Origin of the sequence: Bacillus sp. NTK034, from assembly GCF_017303275.1 — a bacterium.
In the GTDB taxonomy this organism is placed as follows: domain Bacteria; phylum Bacillota; class Bacilli; order Bacillales; family Cytobacillaceae; genus Cytobacillus.
The window spans coordinates 267591-289449 of the sequence record NZ_JAFKOJ010000007.1; the positions used below are offsets into that span (position 1 = coordinate 267591).

The window sequence follows — 21859 nt, forward strand, 5'->3', positions numbered from 1 at the left end:
TATATGAATTAAACTATGAGGTATCTTTATTTTTTCAGCTTAGGATCTAGGGCATCTCTTAAACCATCTCCAAGTACATTAAATGAAAACATAGTTAAGGAAATAAACAATGCAGGGAAAAATAGTCTCCATGTTTCCCCTGTTAATAAAGTGACAAGGCCCTCTGACGTCATAGTTCCCCAACTTGCAAGCGGAACCGGCACACCAAGCCCTAAAAAACTTAATGTTGCTTCTGCAAATATGGCACCAGGAACAGATAATGTCATGCTTACAATGATCGGACCCATCGCATTCGGAATAAGATGTTTAAAAAGTACTCTGAAAAAACTTCCTCCCAATACCTGTGATGCTAATACAAATTCAGACTCTTTCAATCTTAGAATTTCCCCTCTAACTAAACGTGCCATTCCTATCCATCCAGTGGCAGCCATCGCTATAATAATTGTAAGTAAACCTGGTTTTAATACGACCATTAATAAAATTGTTACAAGCAAATGAGGCAGTCCATAAAGAATATCTACGATTCTCATCATAATTTCATCTGTTTTTCCACCTTTGTAAGCTGCAATCGCTCCCCATATAACACCTATTATTAGGTCTAATATAACCGCTGTTATCCCAATAAAGAGGGAAATTCGGGAGCCAACCCAAGTCCTTGAAAATATATCCCTTCCTAAATCATCTGTTCCAAACCAATTATCTGTTGATGGAGGGAGATTAGCATTTAACAGACTTTGGTCTGAATATGAATAAGGTACAAGCATGGGACCTATAATGGACATCGTGATTAAACAGATTATGATTCCAAGACCTGTCATAGCCAACTTGTTATGTTTTAGTCTCCCCAATGCGTCTTTCCAAAAAGAGACACTCGGTTTACTTAGTAAATCCTCATCTTTGTTTTGTTTCCTAAACACAAAGAGTTCATCCCGCACTGGCTGCATCTGTTATCCCCTCCCTTTCATAAGTTTTATTCTTGGGTCAATCAGAACATATGCAATATCAACCAATATAATAAAGAATACTAAGATAGCGCTATAAAAAACTGTTGTCCCTAAGATTAATGGATAATCTCTATCTGTAATTCCTTCCACAAAGTACTTGCCTAATCCAGGCACACCGAAAATTTGTTCAATAACAAAGCTTCCTGTCAATACAGTGGCTGTTATAGGTCCCAGTATGGTTACAACTGGAATCATAGCATTTCTAAGCACATGCCTAAATACGAATCTGATACCGGTTACACCCTTTGCCATTGCAGTTTGAATATAATCCATAGATAAAACTTCAAGGATGCTCGATCTAGTTAGGCGGGCAATATATGCCATTGGTGTAACGGCGAGTGCAACACTTGGCAAGACGGAATGCTTCCATGTCCCCCAGGTTGCAACTGGAAACCATTGTAGCTTAATTGCAAAAAAGTTGATTAAAACTGTTGCGAATATGAAACTGGGAACAGAAAGGCCAAGAATAGCGATAATCATAGAAAAATAGTCAATTGCACTATTGTGGCGAATAGCAGCAAATATTCCTAATACAATACCAAAAAAAGTTGCAATAAGAATGGCTTGCAGACCAATCATGGACGAAACTGGAAAACCACTTGCTATTAATTCATTTACTGTTTGATTATCCCATTTGATTGAAGGTCCGAAGTCGAATAATAACGCTCCTTTAAGATACTTAATATATTGAATTAACATGGGATCGTTAAGCCCATAATGCTGCTTTAAGTTTTCGACTACCTGTTCAGGTATTCGATTTTCACTCGTAAAAGGATCTCCTGGTATGGCATACATTAATAAAAAGGTAAGTGAAATAATAACGAACAGTGTCATAAAGACACTAATAATTCTCCTAACCAGAAATTGGCGCATAATTCCCCTCCTATATTCTTTTAGCAGGAACTACTTGAAAACAACTGAAAAAGTGTACTTTTCGTACACTCTTTCAGCGAAATTTCTAACAAAAACCTAAACTCATTTTTCGGATTAAGTGGTGTTAGTCTTTATTTCACAGACGCCTCCCGGAAATCAATGGCATGGATAGTATATTGAAAGATTCCATCAATATTATCCTTTTGCAGATATACCTTCGTTCGGTAAAACAGAGGTGAAATGGCCATTTGGTCTATCAGGACCTCTTCTGCCTCCACCAAATACTGAGCACGATCTTCCAAATTCAATTCAGCTTCTGCTTTTTTCATTAATTGATCGTACTCAGGAATAGAGATATTACTATAGTTATAGAAATCCCTTGTCATGAATTGCCCCATTAAATTACTTGCATCATCATAGTCCGCACCTGTACTATAAATTGCTAGTTGATAATCCCCTGCTTGAACATTTTGAACAAATACTTTACGCTCCATTGTTTGGAGTTCAACTTCTATCCCTAAGTTTTTCTTCCACATTTCTTGCATGGCTTGGGAGAGCTTATTGTACGTATCATCTGTATAGAATAGTAGATTGATTTTCGGTAAAGAGGAGAGGCCTAATTCATCTAGCCCTTCCTGCAGCATTTGTTTTGCTTTTTCTATATCATTATCCTTAAACAAGGATTCTCCAGCCAAATCCCTAAATTCTCCCGCGCCGCTGCTCAATCCAATTGGAATTAAGCCTAAAGCTGGAATTTCTCCTCCTTGTGTTACCTTTTCAACTAAAAGTTTTCTATCCAACCCTAAACCCAATGCTTGGCGTATTTTTTCGTTCGCGAAAATGTCATTTTTGTGATTAAAACGTAAATAAGCTAAACTTGCACTTGGCGCTGTATTTGCCTCTCCAGAAGAAATTAATTTATTTCTTATCGAATTTGGTATGTTCGTAGAGAAGTCAAGCTCATTTGATTGGTACATTGCATATTCAGTATTTTGTTCATTTACCATTACCCACTTTAGCTTATCCAGTTTAACGACTTCTTTCCCCCAATAGTGTTTATTGGGAACCATTATTAATTCTTGTCCGTGCTTCCAGCTTGCGATTTTAAAGGGGCCGTTTGAAACAAAAGAGTCAGCTTCTGATGCCCATTTTGTATTTGCTTTATCAACTTCTTCATTGATTGGTAATAATGTGAAAAAGGCTGTTAGTCCCAAGAAGAAGGAAGTTGGTTTTTCTAAAGTAACTTCAAGAGTATATTCATCTACAGCTTTAACACCAAGCTGAGCAGGATCCTTTAACGAGCCTTCATTATATGCTGCTCCATTTTTGATAAAAAATAAATTACTTCCTAGCGGAGATGCTACTTCAGGCCTTAATACCTTTTCCCAGGAATAGACAAAATCTTGGGCAGTCACTGGGTCACCATTTGACCATTTCGCATCTTTATTTAAGTAGAACGTGTAAATTGTCCCATCATCTGAAGTTTCCCATCTTTCAGCCACACCTGGAACTATTTTTCCTTCTTTATCCAAACGAACGAGGCCTTCAAATAATTGGTTTGATATATCCCCAGCAACCTGGTTATCAATTAAAGCAGGTTCGAGACTAGGTGGTTCAGATAAGGCATTTACTGTAATCACCTGTTCTTTGGTGGAATCTTTTTTCGCATCCTTGGTTTCATTATCTGTCTGGTTATTCACCTGACTATTATTACTGCATGCACTTATAAGTAAGGTAATTACAATAAAGAAGGTTAGAAATACAAATCGACTTCTTAATTTAATCATCACATATCCCCCTATATTCTTTTTAAACAGCGGAAACTCTTGTTATTTATGAAACTTCTAACAATATCACCTCCGACATCTAATTGAATAATAAAAAAGGAGGCATATCGAATAACCTATGCATAATGCATAAAGAAATTCGATATAGCCCCCTAATTCAACTAATAACTGTAGACTATATATGAATTGCGGATTATAATTTTGAAAATTCAAAATCAAATAACTAATCATAATATTAAGTAAATATATCCGGATTGTCAATAGTTCGATTCCCGATATTTTAAGTAGAATCCTTCGAAGTCTTATTGCTGAACATTTGACACTCATAAAAGGTTACTAAGAAAAATAAACGTATTATTGCTAAGTGAATTAAAACTAATCATTTACGATCAACTGTTAATTATGGGTAAATAATTGATTAGGCCTTTTGTACATTTGAGGCTATTATTTTGAACCTGCTTTCACTTCCAAAGAAAAAGCATGTCCGCAACCAGGATGTCATTTTGGAATATTTTTGGATATAGTCAATTTGATGTTGCGAAAGAAACTCTTTCGCTTCCTGGCGTTCAGTCAGGTCTGTACATCATATTTAACATCATCAAAGGTTAAAATGATTTCATTACAGTATTTCCATGAAACGTTCACCAAAATTCCACTAATAACCGTATTGCATATCCTTTTATGGCTTTGCCCTTCCGTCGCTCAAAAAATTTATATTGCTGCAGCTGCAATAAGAACTAAGGAAAATAACTGCGGAATCCTTAATGCTTTGTAAGCATCAGACTGTCTGTTCTTAGACCTTCCAGAAAAAACTTCCAATTGAATACCAGATGACATAGACAAGAGATAATTCTCCATGCTTAAGCAGGACTCTCTAAAAGATAAGAAAATGGACTTGCACACTTTCATATTGAATTTTTTCGCAAGACATACTCCTCATGTACTTCCTTCTGTAATAATTTCTCCCTTTTATTGGGTAGCGCTGGAATTACGTGTTTATCTGTACTATTATCGTAATCAGGAAAATTCAAAGTATTCTAAGAAGAAAAATTGAGTTGAAAAACAGTCACTTTTTTTGTCCTCTTTTTAGCAAAAAAGTAATCATAAGACAAACTATAGTTCCTAAAATTAAAAAGTAGATTATTTGATATTCAATTGGAATAGAAGCGTTAGATTCTTTTCCGCCTTCATTTGAACTACTATTTTTTGAAATGATTTCGTCGTCCACAATATTTGTTGATACCTCTTCATTAGTCTCCTTGATCTGTTTAGATGATGCCTTTATAGGCGGTATCAGCGTTTTCGGATCTTAACACAACAGCGATTAATTCTGTACCATTTCTGTTTGCTGACCCTACTAGAGTATATCGTGATTCGTGTGTGAAACCATTTTTGATACCGGTAGCCCCTTTGTATAAACCAAGTAATCGATTATGATTGATAACTTGCGGTTTCCCTTCCCAAGCTATGCCATATTCTTTGGCTTCGCTTTTTTCATGTTTCATTAAAGTATCTCTCCATAACTGTTCATTCCAGTTATACGTTTTGTGCTGCACCATCTCTTTAAAAATGGCGTTTTTCATAGCATAGCGAGTTATAATGGCCATATCGTAGGCAGTGGTATAATGCTCATCGTTAGGAAGGCCGCTTGCGTTTGTAAAGTGGGAATTTTTTGCACCGATCGACTTTGCAAAGGACGTCATCTTCTGAGCAAAATCATTTTCATTTGTTGAGATATGTTCTGCTAGTGCTACTGCTCCATCATTTCCGGAATGGAGCATAATTCCATATAAGAGATCTAACAGACTAATTTCGTCACCAGCTTGTAATGCTAAACTGCTTCCCTCCGTATTTTCCGCATGTTCAGAAACCGTTATGATCTCATTTAATACTCTTTCCTCGATGGAAATAATAGCTGTAATTATTTTGGTTATACTTGCTGGAAAATGCTGTTTATTCATATTTTTGTCTAAAAGGACTTTTCCCGTTTCTGCTTCCATAACTACCCAAGCATCTGCATTAATTTCATTTTGAATATTCTCTTTTGCATTGGCCAGTTCATTCCGCCAAATAAATAACAAGAAAAATGGTAATGATAACAAACAAATAAATTTTTGCTTGATCATAGAGAATCTCCAATTAGGTTTTTATTAAATTCAATCACTTGTTACCTCCAATTTATATATTTCTATCTTTTCAAATATATGAAGGCAAACAAAAATATAGAATTCAATGTCTCTTAGATTTTTTAAGTCAAAAAATGAAAAATTAACCGTGGCTGTTGGTATCCCGAACATTATACAGGTATATTAACCTATAAGAAGCTAATTAGCATTTATGCTTTATTAGTCCATTTCCTTCACAAGTTTCTCAATCATTTCTCCATCCATGGGTCCAATGATTTTTTTATTGATCAACCCGTTGGAGTCAATCATATAGCTCGTAGGAATTGAGAGCGTTTGATAGGTTCTTCCTACGTCCCCATTTTCATCCAATGGAATTTGAAATGTTAAACGATAATCTTTGACAAAATTTTTAACTTGCTCGAGCTTGTTGCTGCCTCGCTCTAAATTTGTTAAATTAACAGCAATAATTTCAATATTTTGCTTTTTTGCGTTTGTTTTATAATAAGTTTCCATGTGAGGCATTTCAGCTTTGCATGGAGGGCACCATGACGCCCAGAAATTTAAAATGACTTTTTTTCCTTTATAATCAGAAAGCCTGATTGTTTTTCCTTCAAGGGTTTTTAATTCAAAATCCGGTGGAGCATCTCCTTCTGAAAGTCCCTCACTATTAGGAGCTATGGAGCCTTCGACACTTGCTATTTGGGTTATATTTTCTTCCAGTTCCCTGGCATTTTCTTTATTCTTACGTACTTCTTGAAAAACATTTACAATGAAGATTCCAACAAGCATGGTAATTAACACAAGGCCGAAGATACTTTTTTTCACTTAGTACCCCCCCTATTTTTCATTAAAAATGTAATGAATAAAACAAGCAATCCATATGTAGCCATTGGTACAGAAAGAAAATCAGCTTTTAGCGAATAAGCAAGTCCCTGTAAGAATGTAAACAAAATAATTATTTGCAGCATCCATTGTTGATTTTCTTTTTTTGAAATAGCTAATGAAAGAAAAACTAGATTGATAACAAACTGACTTATTGTTAGCCAGATCGTTGCTTGATTCAAAATCCCAATAATTAGTTCATAAACAGTTACAGTCCAAATCCAAGACAGAATGATTTCACCATACCATAAAATTAGTTTTCTCTTTTTATAGATTGTATACAAAATTGCTACCGTAATCCCAAGCCAATACCCTTTTATACCTCCGTTAAAATAGAGAATGTTAGAGGGGTTATTTATTGTCAACTTGAAATCAAAAATTACGACGCTCAGCTTCCACGTCAGAATAAAAGCAAAAATTACATTTCCATACCAATCTCCAACAGCTTTTTTTTTGTTTACAAATAAAAAAGCCGATGTTACTATGAAAGCTGCCAATATAGCTGCCCACGAGGCAGGTACCGTTACTGGCCCTACTGAAAACCATTTCAATGGTCAATCCCCTCCTCCTCGATAGTATATTACTTAACGATCCTGGTATTTGTATCACAGCCAACCTTTTCGCCTTCTCTTTTGATTAACCTTCTTCCTGAGAAGTAAAACACTGTAAGCCAGAGATAAAATCAATAAGCTTCCTTTGTATACATCTAGCCCAAGACTACTTTCTGTCGACTCCTTTTGTTTTCTGTTCAAGTCATCACTTTTTTTCTGAACATTTTCTAACTGAACGGAAGCTACTAATTCTTGATTTTGATCCATAATTTCCAATATCCCTTTTTCATCCACCTTATTTATTACACTTTCTTTGGAATCCTGTGTAAAATAAAAATCTTTTTTTGTTGAATACTGGTTATCATTCGCTGTAAATATAGTGCCCTTAGGGATATAGGATGTTTGATAATGATCAAAGCCGTAATCTAGTAATTCGATTGTATCGTTGTTAGCCATCTCCTGCGTAGAACTTTTCAATGTTACAACTATCAAACTAATATTATCCCTTTTGGCTGTCGTTATCAAAGTGTGTCCAGATTGATCAACAAATCCCGTTTTTCCACCTGTTATCCCCTCATATGGGTTTTCTCTCATAAGTTTATGATGAGTAAAAAGAGTTGTCTTCCAGGATTCCCCGATCCATTCTAACTCTTTTGTACCGAAGATTTGTCTGAACTCTTCATTATACATCGCGTACTGTGTTATTTTTGCTAAATCCTCAGCTGTTGTTACATGATTAGGGTTAAATAAACCATGTGGATTTTCATAATTTGTATTCTTCACTCCTAGCCTTTTTAAATAACTGTTCAAATTTTTTGCAAAAATCTCTACAGAACCATCTAAATGCTCTGCAATTGCTACACCAGCGTCATTTCCCGAATTTATTAATAAACCTTGAACGAGTTTCCTTAATTGGACCTTTTCTCCTTCTTCCAAATATACCCTTGTACCCTCAACTTGTCTGGCGTTCTTACTGACCGTGACAATATCATTAATATTTCCTTTTTCTAGTGCATATATTGCTGTAGTAACCTTTGTTAAACTTGCAGGGTACATTTTTTTACTAGAGTTTTTTTCAAATAAAACTGCTCCAGTTTTGGAGTCCATGAGAATGGCTGACTCACTTAAAATAGCAGGGTTATTCTCAGCAAAAGTCTTATCAGAAAAATAAAGGTTTGACGTAAATAGTATTAATAAAAGTATTTTAAGTTTCATAATTCACCTGTTTTACTATCTTTAAGATTTTGAGTTTGGGATTTTTATCTTATCAGGAAACCTTTTGTCATCTAATAAGGCGTTTTTATATGACTAGGATACAAAGGGGATTATAGTTTAAAAATGTGGAGAATTAGTGGAGAACAAAAATTTCCAATCTAGTCATGTGGGCTGGAGATATTCCCTAATTACATTGATATTTGGAAACCACGCATGAATCCATTTGTATTTGTAGAGGATAAACCCTGACTTTTTTTTCATATTAAGACGAAAGAGTCAGGGTTTCTAATAATTAAGATACATTCTTGTTCAATAATCATTTTATACAACTTGCCAATGTCACGAATAAATACATCTCCCTCAAGGTCGTGTACATTAGGGAATATATTTTCTTCGCAACCATTTGAAATTTTCTCCCACAGATCTGGTGAGGTCATTCGAACATGTAAGTTCAATAGAAGTCTTTATTTGTTTAAATTGAAATTTTTTTCATTCGACTACTTTTTAACCATGCCTTCCATTTTTACTTTATCCTCATTCATCCCACATTTATTGAAGTTTGATTAGATAGTGAATCTACACTTATGCCTCCAGACTTAAGGGTAACATTGAATCTGTGTTGTTCCATTTGTTTCATAAACTGATTTATCCTTTTAATTACAATTGGATAAGGCTACCCATCCTAGGGTACGGAAAATATACACTTTTTCACGGGCATTACGTTTATGGTCCCCAACAGCTTTTAATTACTTCAGAATAGGAAGAAACTTGACCTTTATAGGTTTTTCCTTTAACTATGCTCTTAATAATCTTGCGTTTATAGCAACGACTATCGTACTCAGAGACATAAGAATGGCTCCAATCGCAGGACTTAGCACAAATCCAGCTTTATAGAATAATCCTGAGGCTAACGGAATCGCAATTATATTGTATCCCGCACCCCACCAAAGGTTTTGAACCATCTTTCTGTATGTCTTTCTGGATAATTCAATGATTTCCACTACATCCTGTGGGTTGCTATTGACTAGGATTACATCAGCTGTCTCAATCGCTACATCGGTTCCGGCTCCAATCGCAATCCCTACGTCGGCATTCACTAGGGCTGGTGCATCATTCACACCATCACCTGTCATAGCGACTTTCTTATTTTTCTGCTTAATTTCATTTACTTTGTTTGCCTTTTCATGAGGCAATACTTCAGCGTAAACTTCGTCTAATCCAATTTGCTTTCCTACATAATTTGCGACCTGTTTGTTATCACCTGTTAGCATGATGGATTCTATACCCATTTCCTTTAAATCCTGTATGGCTTTTTTTGCACTTTCTCTAATTTTATCGGCAAGTGCAATCATACCAGCAAATTTTCCTTCAATGACAGCGAAAATCACTGTCTTTCCTTCCGATGAAAGTCCCTTGTATTTTTCTTCAGGATAAGGAATGTTATGTTCCTTCATATACCCTGGACTAACCGCAAGGACCTCTTTTCCATTTACTTTTCCTTTGAGCCCCTTACCTTGAATATATTCAAATTCTTCAGGTTCGGGTATTTTTATCTCTTTTTCTTTTACACTGTTCAATATCCCTCTGGCTATTGGATGTTCAGATTGTCCCTCTATTGATGAAACCATTTTCAATACTGTATCATCGGTATAGCCATCGGCAACGATTAGGTCTGTTATTCCAAATTCACCCTTAGTCAACGTCCCTGTCTTATCAAATACAACTGCATTAATTCTCCTTGCTTCCTCGAATTGCGTGCGATTGCGAATGAGCAAACCTTTTTTAGCTGAGATAGCTGTAGAGGTAGCTATAACTAAAGGAACTGCTAATCCAAGTGCATGAGGACATGCAATAATCATCACTGTAACCATGCGTTCTAAAGCATAGTTAAAGGTGAAACCAGATAAAAGCCAACCAACCAAAGTTAAAATACCAGTTCCTAATGCAATATAAAATAGCCATTTGGCTGCTCTATTGGAGAGATCTTGTGCTCTTGATTTTGATTCTTGTGCTTCCTGAACCATTTTAACGACTTGCGAAAGATAGCTTTCTTCACCTATATTTTTGACTTCTATCGTTAGTGAGCCATCACCGTTTACGGATCCTCCCGTTACTTCATGCTCTTGTGATTTTTCCACTGGAACCGACTCTCCAGTTAACATGGATTCATCTATCGTGGAGCGTCCTTTTTTAATGATACCATCCACTGGAATCCTTTCTCCTGGCTTGACCAACACCTTGTCACCTGGTTTTAAGTCTGATACAGGGACATCAACAGTCTCCTCATCTGTGATTTTATGTGCGTCAGAGGGCATTAATTTGACAAGCTGTTCTAAAGCGTTTGAAGCCCCCATCACGGACTTCATCTCAAGCCAATGCCCTAAAAGCATGATATCTATCAACGTGACCAGTTCCCAATAATAATCCATTCCTTCTAATCCTAAAACAGTCAATGTACTGTACAGATAAGCAACGACTATCGCTAAAGCAATTAGAGTCATCATTCCAGGCCTTTTTTGTCTTATCTCATCAGTGGCTCCTTTTAAAAATGGATAGCCCCCATAAATGAATACAAATGATGAAAGTGAAAATAGCATAATTGAATCAAATGGAAAAGTGAATTCAAAACCGAATAGTGATTGTATCATAGGTGAGAGGAAAAAGATTGGTAAAGAAACGACAAGTGATATATAAAAACGTTTCTTGAAATCTTCTACCATATGACCATGGTGAGCTCCATGTCCTCCATTCCCACCACCATGTTCATGATTGCTGTTACCGTGTTGATGTTTATGGCTATCATGCATTTCAGTATGTTCTTCATTCATTACATAGTTGTGGTGGCTATGATCATGATGGGTCATATGACTTTTGTGTTTGTTGCTGTCATGATCGCTGTGTTCATGATTGTCTTTGTGTACATCGGATTGACCTCTATGATTAGGAGTGATAGGATCTTCAATCTTACTACTATGATATTTAGCGTTTGAATTATGGTTTCGATGTTCTGTTGTCATTTTTTCTTCTCCTTTCTCTCATTGCGATTTCTAATACTTTTCTCAAATTAAATTAAATTGATACAGTTAAGTGTATTTACTATACCCCATATAGGTATACTATAAACAAACAGAGATAATACAGGATTGGATGGAAAGTATTTATTGTAATAAATTTACATACATCAAACTAAATTTTCGATAATTAAATTATCGTGTCAAACAAAATACAAACAGGCTGCTTTGAAATAGACGCTTCCTTTATTCTTTTTCGGAGTTTCTAGTAGTCTTAAAAGTAAAGGTGTTTGAGTATATAAAATGGAGTAAAAATTGAAACCACGAATGAGGTTCATCATTTAAAGAATAATAAAGGAAGATGAATCAAAGATCAGGAACACTTTCGATAGGATATGTGACAACTTACATTTTTTGAGGGAGAGTAACTAGTGGCTATCAAAAGTTCTTAATAAGATGCCTAATCATAAAGAAATTTGCAGGATTCGAGGCATATGGTAATTCTTCGAAGAAGGTGGCTAAAAAATTTGTTGATGCAGGGTTTAAGGATGTCCTCTGGATATGATGATGCTTTTTTCCCTTGCAAATATAACAGCTTACGTTTTTACAGCACATTATCCCATTGCCATAGGTGCTGGTACGGATGTTGCTATTGAAACGGCTGATGTCTTCTTAGTAAATATTAATCAAAACGATATACTCAATATTCTCAAGTTCTTAACCTACTTCACGAAAGATGTTCCTTAATTTAGTTTGAACAGCAGGCTACAACATTTTTGCCATACCTTTTACCGCAGGTGCTCTGATTAGTTTAGGATTCGTTATTACATCAGCAATTTTTAGGCAGTTATTATGTCGCTAAATACTATTATTTGTTCCAAAAATACTCAATTATTAAAGATTGATTAACAGGTGAAATTAACTAAATGGAGGCAAGGATAATGAGAAGTAAGAAACTAATTATAGGTCTAGTTACTTTAATTACAGTTTTTGTTCTATCAGCTTGTACTGGAAATAACGAAAATAAAACAGCACCCAATAATAACTCAGAAACGAAGAATGAGTCAAATGAAAATATGGATATGAATGGAGAGTCCATGGAAGGAATGAATCATTCCAAGATGGATAAAGACACGACGGAGGGGCATATGAGCCACGACAAGGTGGTGAGTTTAAACAACTCCACCGGGGGAAATGAATTGAAAATGCCTCCAGTGCTTGAAAGCGATAATGAAAAAGAAGTGTTATACACTGTTCGAGCCCAAGAAGGAAATACTGAAATATTCGATGGTACCAAAACGAAAACATATGGATACAACGGGAAATTTTTAGGACCGGTGCTTCGTCTTAGCAAAGGTGATAATGTGAAAATCAGATTGATAAATGAGCTGGATGAGGTGACAACTTTTCATTGGCACGGGCTGGAAGTACCGGGGGAAGTAGATGGTGGACCTCATAATGTACTTAAACCGGAAGAAGAAAAAGTGATTGAATTTGAAGTAACACAAGAAGCGTCAACGTTATGGTTTCATCCCCATCCAAAAGGAAACACCGCTGAACAGGTTTACAATGGACTTGCAGGATTGATTTATATTGAAGATGACAATTCAAAGAGTCTCGGATTACCAAATAAGTATGGGAAGAATGATATTCCTTTGATTTTCCAAGATAAAACATTTGATGATAAGAAACAATTGAATTACAGTGCTGCAATGAATGAAGACGGAACAATCGGTGAAACGTTATTGATCAATGGGACGATGAATCCGAAATTGACTGTAAAGAAAGAAAAGGTTCGTCTTCGTCTATTAAATGGGTCCAATGCGAGGAATTACACATTTAAATTGAATACAGGTGATTCCTTTGTGCAAGTTGCAACTGATGGAGGTTTCTTGAATGGACCAGTGACATTGAAAGAAATTACACTGACACCATCTGAACGGGCGGAAATAGTTGTTGATTTTTCAAAGCTTAATACAGAAAAAGACTTGGCGTTAATAAATGCGGATGGATCGATCCTTTTACCATTTGAGGTTTCTGATCAAAGCGGAGAGGACAGCAGCACTCCGGCAAAGTTGAATAATTTTTCAATAACAAACAAAGAGATGAACTTGTCAGTTACAAAGAAGGTGGAATTCTTTGGGATGATGGACAAGGTAACGATAAATGGAAAGAAATTTGATGCGGAAAGAATTGATTTCACGCAAAAGCAAGGGGTCACTGAAGTGTGGGAATTTTTCAACAAACCGGACGCTATGGGAGGAATGATTCATCCAGTCCACATTCATGGAACTCAATTTAAAATAATCTCAAGAAATGGGGAAGAACCACCTGAAAATGAGAGGGGCTGGAAGGACAGTTTTTCCTTAAAACCAGATGAGAGAGTAAAAATTGCTATACAATTTAAGTATAAGGGCGTGTATATGTTCCATTGCCATATTCTTGAACATGAAGATAACGGAATGATGGCTCAGGTAAAGGTGGAATAAACCTCAATCAAAAAATATTTAGTGGTCCGAAATGTATGGAAAAAAGCCCAATTTCTAAATGCTGAGAAATTGGGCTTTGTAAATACGAGATAATCTGGTGGTATCCTAAATGAGGAAATATAATAAATGAGAAATATAAAAACGACAATATGACTCCATCATTATCGTCGTTCACCTAAATAACTAAACTGCTTTATCAATACATCTAATTAATCTTTCCTCAATGTCTTTGGCAAGATCCTTAATTGATTGATCATTCACCATTTCGATTAGTGCTGTCGGTCTTGGCATCCCAATTTTTGAGAGACCAGCATCCTCATAAACAACAATTTTACAAGGCAAGAAATAAACAGCCATTTGATTTTTTGATAAAACACGTTGGGCTTCATGTGGATTACATACCTCTAGCACACGATAGGTTTGGTCAAAATCAAAACCTTTTTCTTGTAATTTATCCTTTATATCAAATTCCCAAAGCACCCCGAATTTTTCTTCCTTTAAGCTCTCCTCTAGTGATGCAATGGCTTCCTCAATCGTTTTAGTAGTTTCAACCGTGTAGTGAAACATTTAAACAGCTCCTTTCTTTATTCCTCTTTATTATTTTCAATCAAATTTTTATTAAACAGTTTTAGCCTAATTCATCTAAATTGCCGGATTTAGGTGATTTACCTCAACTTCAAATCCATTGTTGCACAATTCCCATGCACAAACAGGCTGAACATGGTCAGCTTCAAAAAGATATTGATTTTATCAGTGGATCAAAATGAGATAGTCAAATCGGCTTAGGGGCATAATGTTTGTGGGCTACTCCCATCGATTGGCCAAAACGATTTACAAATTAAGGAAAGATTTCAATACCTAAATTGTCAAATATATTTACACTTAAAGTGAATATAAAAGTTTATCTCACTTGTTGAACCATTAATTAAGAAGCAATTTTCGGCAATGTTCAGCATAATCTCTTAACAATTTTACTTAGAAATCTCTCCTGCCATCACGATGACATAACAAATAATAACCATATGTTCACATGTTTCTTCACAGTGCTGTATTATTATTCGCGAATTGGAAATAATTAATTTCTATTATTATTATTATTTACAAGTTATAACCAATAGGTCACTATATCAAGAATTCCAAACAAAATTAGAACTACTCCGGCAATGCTTTGTATCCCACGACCCATTTTTTTGCTTTTTTTTATTAATGTACCATTTAGCCCAAGAAATGATATGGCCCCAATGATTATAAGGACCGGAATGGAGGTGCCAATTCCAAAGACGGCAGGAAGAAAAATACCGTAGGACGATGTTAAAACAACAGGCATGAGTGTTACAAAAAATAAAACAAACATTGTGGGGCAAAAAGCGATTGAAAAGCTTGCACCCATGATAAACGAACCTGTTTTTCCACTCTTTAGTCTTAATGGAAATCGGCTTGAAACTTTATTTATTATATTAAGCTGAATATATCCGAGTAAAAATAAACCCAATAAAATAAGGAACGGCCCTATCATTTTTCGAAAGAGCGGAAATATGATTGTTATATTCTGCTCAAAATTCTGGCCAACCGCCCAAACTAATAATCCAAGTCCGCTAAAGACAGCAATTTTACCAAAAATAAAGAAAATAACATCTCCCCAGTACCGGTAAGTTTGCAGGCTTCGATTGCCATAGAAAGTGATGGCGCTTATATTTCCAGTTAACTGACAAGGTGCAAGCGCACCTATTAGTCCAAGTATAAAAGCAACGATAATAGGTGCTTGAGTCCCATTGTACAATGAAAAAAAGGGTTCGCTTAAGAATTGGCTTATTTTGCTGATTTCCTGATACATGTTTATCTACCTCAGAATATCTTAGTTTATTTTCACTGCGACTATTATTATATTGGTTATTTCCAACATTTCATCATGCGTATGAATGCAATCCTGCAATCACAAGGTTAACAACAATTAGATTAAAAATGATAATTATAAAACCAATTACCGCCAGCCACGCTGTTTTCTCTCCGTGCCATCCTTTTGAAAGGCGTAAATGAAGAAATGCTGCATAATATAAAAATGTAATTAGAGCCCATACTTCCTTTGGGTCCCCGCCCCAGAATCGTGTCCAGGCAATTTGTGCCCAAATCATTGCAAATATTAATCTGCCAAGTGAGAAGACAGGAAAACCAATTAAGACGGTCTGTAACTGATTTCATCTACTAAATCCAAATTTACTTTTTTGACTAGTGGTTGCAGAAGTACACTCCCCCTTCTTATTGTTACAAGGCGAATCACTGCATAAAGGACTGTTCCAGTGAAAAGGGTCCAAATTACAGAGTTTAATTTTTGTGCATGAATAATTGCTGGTAATTCAGTGATGGGGCTAAATCTATCTTTCGTCAGAATTTCTCCTTCATTTGGACCTACAAGTGCAGGCAGTTTATACTTCATGATTTTTCAGTGTCTGTTTTATCAGTCCAACTAAAGTCAACTTTGTAATCAGCGATGGAAAATACTGATGTTATAGTAATAAAGCCAATCACACAAACGATGCTGTACATGATGGCTTCAAGCCAGAAAGATCGTTTGCTTTTCACGTGCAGGTCTACCGAATTTAGAAGATAGATTAAACCAGCTATGATAAGTTACTACTTATTTGCAGAAAGTTTGACATTTTTTTCTCCTTTATCAGTTTTCTTCTCCTCTTGCTGATCAATGGGAGTTGGTATTGACGTATTTTTTACAATATCGACAATTTCTCTTTTTAAGCCGTACCAATTTTTATTTGTATGGCCGGCAATAAGGAGGTTACCGTTCAAATTCTGCAGCCAGAAACGTCGGTGATTCCAGTACGACCCTTGAATAACACCTATCATAAAAATCACACCACCAATACCAATCGTCCAAAGTGTGAGGTCCTTTCTAACTGTCAATGCAGTAACGTTACGAGTTGTTACACCTGAAAGTTTCATTTTATATTCCGCTTCTCCAGGCGGCTCAAGCGTTTGCCTAATGGCTGTAAAGATAACTTCACCCTCGGGATAATTAGGTGAAATCATATTAAATAAAAATGCAGGATTATTCGGCACAGAGGATTTTGTTTGCGGTTCACCATTTTCCAACCCAGAAAAGTCAGGATAATAACCAAGTAATTCAACCTTATAACCATTACCAAGATCATACTCATTTTTCGGGTCAAATAAATCGGTTGTCAAACCACCTTTTGCCGTTTGTGTTATTTTATCTTGAAGAGAAAATGACATCGTTCTAAATTCGTCAAGTTTATAGTCACTGATAGATTGCAAATTTATCAAATTTTAATGGTTCATTCACTCGTATTTCAGCATCTTTTAATTTAATTAGCCTTTTATCATCTCCGACTGTTTGATTCGGATCCCTTTGATAGAGAACGACATCCGATTGGAAGTTTTTAATAACCAGACCCACCCTGTCTATTGCTTCATCAAATAGTTCATTATCAACTTCCTTATCATACAATTCCCGCTTAAATCCTTTGCTTTCCAATACGTATTCTTCATTCGTTCCTGGGATTGTTTTTGTTTCTCCGTCACGGAGCCATAGCACTTCGTCAACGTACATACCAGGTACGAACCTCAGCTTTCCGCCAATTAAAAAGATAATCAGTCCGGCATGGTTAACATATGGACCCCATCTGGAAAAATGACCTTTCTCTGCAAAGATGTTGCCATTTTCTTCTCGAATATGATATCGTTTTTCTTTCAATCTTTTCTTTATCATTTCAAAATCTTTTTCCGACTCCGAGACTTCCGTTCGATTAAATAATCTTTGTTTTTTCAGGAAACTCTCTTGGCGATTTACTCGTTGCTCATTTAACGCCCTATATAGCGGCACTACACGATCGAGGCTGCAAATGACTAATTTTATACGCCAATCATAGCAATTAAGATTAAATACCACCAGGAACTGTATAAATCATTGAAGCCCAACTGATAAAAGATTTTTCCAAAAACGCCATATTGCTCTTCATAATAAACTTCAGGAGGTGCAATTGGAGGTATATACATTTCTTGAGGTAAAGCCGTCCCAAGTGCAGATGCAATCAATGTGATTACAATCAGCCACACCCCCACTTTTACAGAAAGAAAAGAAAGTCCATATTTTATCCACTGCCGTCTTGTCATATGTTTGCGACCTGCGGGCGCTTCCTTCGTAGCGCATATCGTGAAGCTTTTCAATCTTTGCTTCTTCAGTTAAAGCTATGCCACATGCTTCGCACAAAATAGTCCCGTTTGGATTCACATGACCACATATACATTTTATTTCTTTCATGTTTAATACCACCTATTGAGGCTTGATGCTCTCCATCATTTCTATTATTTTCTCTTCTGAAAGCTCGCCTGTTTCTATTTCTATAATGGTTCCTTCGGGATCAACCAACATCGTCGTAGGCAACGGTTGAATATCATATAAAGTCATAACGTCTTTGTTAGTATCTTTTAGGATTGGAAAAACCAGTTTATGTCTTTGCACAAATTTATTAATGGAGAAATCGGGCTCCCCTACATTAACAGCTAATATATCGACTCCTTGATCTTTATACACTTTATACTGATTATTCATATATGGCATTTCTCTTTCACAAGGCTTGCACCAGGTACCCCAGAAATTCAAAAATACACCTCTGCCTTTATAATCAGATAATTTATGCTTGTTGCCTTCCATATCGGAAAGAACAAAATCCGGTGCTTTATCCCCAGTTGCAACTTGTCCTCTTACATCCTTTGTAAAATTTGCATAAAGCGTATAAACTACAGCAGCAAACATAATTCCTAATATTAGACTACGAACGATAAGTCTTCTTTTCTTTTTCATTTTTCCGCCTCCACTCACAAAGTCCATGAATATATTAAAATCCAGTAAAGCCACCAAACAATGGGATTAAAATAGAAATGATTATAGTCATCCAATCAAAATACAAAAGGATGCCCATTATGATCATTAATACTCCGCCAAATATCATAAAACGATTTCCATGCTTTTTTAAGAAAGTCATCTTGTCGATAAAGAAAGTCATAATTAAAAAAGGGATAGAAAATCCTAAAACATAGAATGTCATATACACGAGTCCCATACTAGGGTTTGAAACACCTAGCGCAATGACGCCAGCAAGAATCGGTCCTGTACAAGGAGTCCACCCGGCAGCAAACCCTAAGCCAATCAGTATCGATCCAAAATACCCGGATGGCCTATTTTGAAATTGAAATTTTTTTTCTGAGAGTAAAAATTTAAAACTAAGAACCCCCGTAAGAACTAGACCAAAAAACACCATTAAAATAGCACCCAATTGCCTCAGCAAATCTTGGTAATCTACGAAAAATGATCCGATGAATGATGTCGATAGTCCAAGTGCTAAAAAGATAACTGAGAATCCCGCTAAAAATAGGATTGTATGTATCATAGCTTTTTTTCTTAAAATTCCTCGTTCAGCCTTCAATTCACTGATTGTCATCCCTGTAATATAGGAGAGAAACGCTGGATAAAGAGGGAGTGCACAAGGAGATAAAAATGATAGAAACCCTGCTCCAAATGCAAGAAATAAATTTATCTGCTCCAAAATATTTCACCTTCTTTCATGGTGTTTTACACATAGTTACTGTAAATATAGGATATGATTGTCAAGAAAGGATGCAGTTTAGATGAAATAACATAAAAGACACAAATTATTCAAAATTACCAATAATAATGAACGAAAGGGTTAAATCTTTTTCGGGGTTTTTTTGTAGTTCAAATCCCAAGAAAGATTCTTAGGTAAAAAAAGATCGGTACACCTATAGGTTGCTTACTAGGTGTATGGCTATCTGATTCATTTTCTATAAGCCGCAAGTGAGCAGTACCTGCTTACTGTTGAATTTCCCCATCTTAATTCCTTCGTTTAAGAACAGATGCACAAGTGCCTTGATCAGCCCCGACAAGCATAAGACAAGTCAGCGGGAAGGTTGTTCTTTAACATTCATGACGAATTGGCTTATGATCTCGAGGGGCTAGGCGCTGGAGCTGGATGCAGTTCAATTACTCACAAAGATATACAATCTACAGTATTCTATACAATAAAAAAACAGCTTGGTAGATGTTTAACCAAGCTGTTTCCAAAACCTCATAATTATTTAGTAAGTTCGCCTAATTTTTGTTTGTTACATTTGATTTTTCACTTTCCCCCTATTTTTTTGTTTACGGTATTTATTTTAATACAACACTGTTATAAAGGAACAATTCCAACTGGATTAATAGCATTCGTCTTTCCAGCATTCCAGGGGCCTTTATGAAGTTCGAAGTGTAAATGTTGACCAAATGATTGACCCGTGTTCCCCTGGTAACCAACTTGCTGGCCTTTTGAAACTGCTTGGCCTGCACTTACTGTTCGACTATTCATATGAGCGTAAACAGTCGTATAGATTTGTCCATCTATAGAGTGAGAAATAAAGACTACATTTCCATAGCTGGATGAATAATAAGAACGCATAACTACCCCATCGGCAGCTGCAACAACTGGAACCGTTCCACGTTTGGCAATATCCACACCATAGTGTGTACCGCCACTTCTACTGCCAAACCCAGAAGTTAAGGTGCCACTAGTAGGACTAGTAAAATTCCCGCTAGAAACCGGAGGAGATGATACAGAAGCTCCTCCCCCACCGCCAGAGTTATTTCTTGCTTGTTTTGCTTTACGCTGTTGTTCCAGTTGAATTGCTTTTTGCATTACTGACTGCTGTGATGATAATAACTGATCTTCTTCTCCAAGTTCCATTTTATACTTTTCAATATCCTCTTCTTCCATCTTTAAGGACATCATTATTTTATCCTTCTCCGCTTTTTGAGAGTTTAGGCTTTTAATCAAATTCTCAAGGTCATCTAGCATCGTTTGAAGGTTCTTAAGTTTTTTTTCAACCTCCCTTTGCGAGGTTTCTAATAAGCTTTTATCCTCAGAATGTTCCCGGAGAATGTCTTGGTCCGCTTCTACAATTGTCGCAACTGCTCCAAAACGATCAATGAAATCACTGAAGCTCATTGCACCAAGTAATACATCTAAATAGCTAACCATGCTTCCATTTTCCTGAAAGGAACGAGCACGATTCTTCAATAACTCATTTCTCTTTTCAATTCTCTCTTGTATTATTTTGATCTGTTCTTTCAGCTTTGCAATTTCTTCTTCTGTAACATTAATTTCTTCCTGTTTTTTAATAACTTTTTGTTCACTATCATTTATTGCGAAATCTAATCGCTTTATTTCTTCATTTACTTTTAATTGATCTTCTTGTAATCTATTGATTTTTTGATCAGCATCAATAATTTTAGATTTGATAGTGGAACGTTTATTGTCAAGTTCACTCTTTTGATCATTTAATTCCTCTAATTTAGAAGCATCATCTGCAGCTTTGACTTGCACTCCTGTTAATGTAAAACTGAATGCTATTATAGTAGCGACCGATACTATTATTATAGTTTTTCTCATTTTGAAATCTCCTTTTGACAAACCATGGTTGATGTAATCACACCATATTTTCTACATAAATTTCTGGGAGAAAATAAAAGAACTACCTATTAACCACATTTCTATTCAGCTAGCAAAATTCGACTTTTTCTAGTGAAAAGTCTGTATTAATAGATTAAATATTATGTCGTTTTCTACCCTAAGTCCTATTTTATCATCTGTTTTTGTCGAATTAACCGAAAAAAATATTACAGTTTCTTTTCATAGCTTATATAAAGCTTTTTCAGAAAATAATTATCAAGCTATGTATTTAAATTCGTAAATAAAAAAAGAGAAACGATTAACGCCCTCTTCATTTAATTCGATTTATATTTAACTATTAGTTTAAATTAGGAACATATCGGGAAATTCAACTGATAAATTAGCATAATAAACGACGGAAAAGTAATCCTGTTTGATAGATCGGA

General features: G+C 35.7%; 15 protein-coding genes and 2 pseudogenes. 2 read left to right on the forward strand and 15 right to left on the reverse strand.

Going from position 1 to position 21859, the window contains the following annotated elements; all coding sequences use genetic code 11:
* Window positions 1-26 precede the first annotated feature (26 nt).
* From JI665_RS20030 to JI665_RS20065, 8 genes are all read right to left on the reverse strand, one after another.
* Window positions 27-944, reverse strand: a complete 918-nt coding sequence (locus JI665_RS20030; protein ID WP_019380921.1) for an ABC transporter permease — start codon at window positions 942-944, stop codon at window positions 27-29.
* Window positions 945-947: 3 nt separating this feature from the next.
* Window positions 948-1877, reverse strand: a complete 930-nt coding sequence (locus JI665_RS20035) for an ABC transporter permease (protein WP_206843038.1) — start codon at window positions 1875-1877, stop codon at window positions 948-950.
* A 131-nt stretch (window positions 1878-2008) separates the two neighbouring features.
* Window positions 2009-3664 (reverse strand): peptide ABC transporter substrate-binding protein, encoded by a 1656-nt coding sequence (locus JI665_RS20040; RefSeq protein ID WP_206843040.1) that lies wholly within the window; start codon window positions 3662-3664, stop codon window positions 2009-2011.
* 1268 nt (window positions 3665-4932) lie between these two features.
* Window positions 4933-5790, reverse strand: a complete 858-nt coding sequence (locus JI665_RS20045; protein WP_206843042.1) for a D-alanyl-D-alanine carboxypeptidase family protein — start codon at window positions 5788-5790, stop codon at window positions 4933-4935.
* A 219-nt stretch (window positions 5791-6009) separates the two neighbouring features.
* Entirely contained in the window at window positions 6010-6615 is a 606-nt protein-coding gene (locus JI665_RS20050) for a redoxin domain-containing protein (protein ID WP_206843044.1), read from the reverse strand.
* A complete protein-coding gene (locus tag JI665_RS20055) occupies window positions 6612-7223 on the reverse strand; it encodes a hypothetical protein (RefSeq protein WP_206843045.1) in 612 nt (203 codons plus the stop codon). Before JI665_RS20055 ends, JI665_RS20050 begins: the two co-directional genes overlap by 4 nt.
* A gap of 54 nt (window positions 7224-7277) precedes the next feature.
* A complete protein-coding gene (locus tag JI665_RS20060; protein ID WP_206843047.1) occupies window positions 7278-8438 on the reverse strand; it encodes a D-alanyl-D-alanine carboxypeptidase family protein in 1161 nt (386 codons plus the stop codon).
* A gap of 794 nt (window positions 8439-9232) precedes the next feature.
* Window positions 9233-11302 (reverse strand): heavy metal translocating P-type ATPase, encoded by a 2070-nt coding sequence (locus tag JI665_RS20065; protein ID WP_206843136.1) that lies wholly within the window; start codon window positions 11300-11302, stop codon window positions 9233-9235.
* A 708-nt stretch (window positions 11303-12010) separates the two neighbouring features.
* On the opposite strand from JI665_RS20065, the gene JI665_RS29135 reads away from it, so the two are divergent.
* On the forward strand, window positions 12011-12196 hold the full coding sequence (locus tag JI665_RS29135) for a hypothetical protein (protein ID WP_206843050.1): 186 nt from the start codon (window positions 12011-12013) through the stop codon (window positions 12194-12196).
* Between the two features lie 194 nt (window positions 12197-12390).
* The gene (locus JI665_RS20075; RefSeq protein ID WP_206843060.1) at window positions 12391-13938 is read left to right on the forward strand and encodes a multicopper oxidase family protein; all 1548 of its coding nucleotides are present in this window, start codon (window positions 12391-12393) and stop codon (window positions 13936-13938) included.
* Between the two features lie 183 nt (window positions 13939-14121).
* Here JI665_RS20075 and JI665_RS20080 read toward each other — a convergent pair whose 3' ends face one another.
* The 7 genes and pseudogenes from JI665_RS20080 to JI665_RS20115 form a co-directional block, all read right to left on the reverse strand.
* Window positions 14122-14505, reverse strand: coding sequence for a DUF302 domain-containing protein (locus JI665_RS20080; RefSeq protein ID WP_206843062.1), 384 nt, complete (start codon window positions 14503-14505; stop codon window positions 14122-14124).
* Window positions 14506-15043: 538 nt separating this feature from the next.
* Complete coding sequence (locus JI665_RS20085) at window positions 15044-15772, reverse strand: sulfite exporter TauE/SafE family protein (protein ID WP_206843063.1); 729 nt, start codon at window positions 15770-15772, stop codon at window positions 15044-15046.
* A 73-nt stretch (window positions 15773-15845) separates the two neighbouring features.
* Window positions 15846-16560: pseudogene (ccsA, locus tag JI665_RS29265) on the reverse strand (cytochrome c biogenesis protein CcsA); the annotation flags it as partial.
* A gap of 9 nt (window positions 16561-16569) precedes the next feature.
* Window positions 16570-18232 (reverse strand): annotated as a pseudogene (gene resB, locus JI665_RS20100) (cytochrome c biogenesis protein ResB).
* A gap of 12 nt (window positions 18233-18244) precedes the next feature.
* Entirely contained in the window at window positions 18245-18775 is a 531-nt protein-coding gene (resA, locus tag JI665_RS20105; protein ID WP_206843068.1) for a thiol-disulfide oxidoreductase ResA, read from the reverse strand.
* 34 nt (window positions 18776-18809) lie between these two features.
* Window positions 18810-19517 (reverse strand): cytochrome c biogenesis CcdA family protein, encoded by a 708-nt coding sequence (locus JI665_RS20110; RefSeq protein ID WP_206843077.1) that lies wholly within the window; start codon window positions 19515-19517, stop codon window positions 18810-18812.
* Window positions 19518-20159: 642 nt separating this feature from the next.
* A complete protein-coding gene (locus JI665_RS20115) occupies window positions 20160-21413 on the reverse strand; it encodes a murein hydrolase activator EnvC family protein (protein WP_206843079.1) in 1254 nt (417 codons plus the stop codon).
* Window positions 21414-21859 lie beyond the last annotated feature (446 nt).

What these genes read in the sequence shown, in the direction of transcription:
- JI665_RS20030 (WP_019380921.1), bottom strand. Translation starts at nt 944, where the DNA reads ATGCAGCCAGTGCGGGATGAACTCTTTGTGTTTAGGAAACAAAACAAA.
- JI665_RS20035 (WP_206843038.1), bottom strand. Translation starts at nt 1,877, where the DNA reads ATGCGCCAATTTCTGGTTAGGAGAATTATTAGTGTCTTTATGACACTG.
- JI665_RS20040 (WP_206843040.1), bottom strand. Translation starts at nt 3,664, where the DNA reads ATGATTAAATTAAGAAGTCGATTTGTATTTCTAACCTTCTTTATTGTA.
- JI665_RS20045 (WP_206843042.1), bottom strand. Translation starts at nt 5,790, where the DNA reads ATGATCAAGCAAAAATTTATTTGTTTGTTATCATTACCATTTTTCTTG.
- JI665_RS20060 (WP_206843047.1), bottom strand. Translation starts at nt 8,438, where the DNA reads ATGAAACTTAAAATACTTTTATTAATACTATTTACGTCAAACCTTTAT.
- JI665_RS20065 (WP_206843136.1), bottom strand. Translation starts at nt 11,302, where the DNA reads ATGACCCATCATGATCATAGCCACCACAACTATGTAATGAATGAAGAA.
- JI665_RS29135 (WP_206843050.1), top strand. Translation starts at nt 12,011, where the DNA reads ATGATGATGCTTTTTTCCCTTGCAAATATAACAGCTTACGTTTTTACA.
- JI665_RS20075 (WP_206843060.1), top strand. Translation starts at nt 12,391, where the DNA reads ATGAGAAGTAAGAAACTAATTATAGGTCTAGTTACTTTAATTACAGTT.
- JI665_RS20080 (WP_206843062.1), bottom strand. Translation starts at nt 14,505, where the DNA reads ATGTTTCACTACACGGTTGAAACTACTAAAACGATTGAGGAAGCCATT.
- JI665_RS20085 (WP_206843063.1), bottom strand. Translation starts at nt 15,772, where the DNA reads ATGTATCAGGAAATCAGCAAAATAAGCCAATTCTTAAGCGAACCCTTT.
- resA (WP_206843068.1), bottom strand. Translation starts at nt 18,775, where the DNA reads ATGAAAAAGAAAAGAAGACTTATCGTTCGTAGTCTAATATTAGGAATT.
- JI665_RS20115 (WP_206843079.1), bottom strand. Translation starts at nt 21,413, where the DNA reads ATGAGAAAAACTATAATAATAGTATCGGTCGCTACTATAATAGCATTC.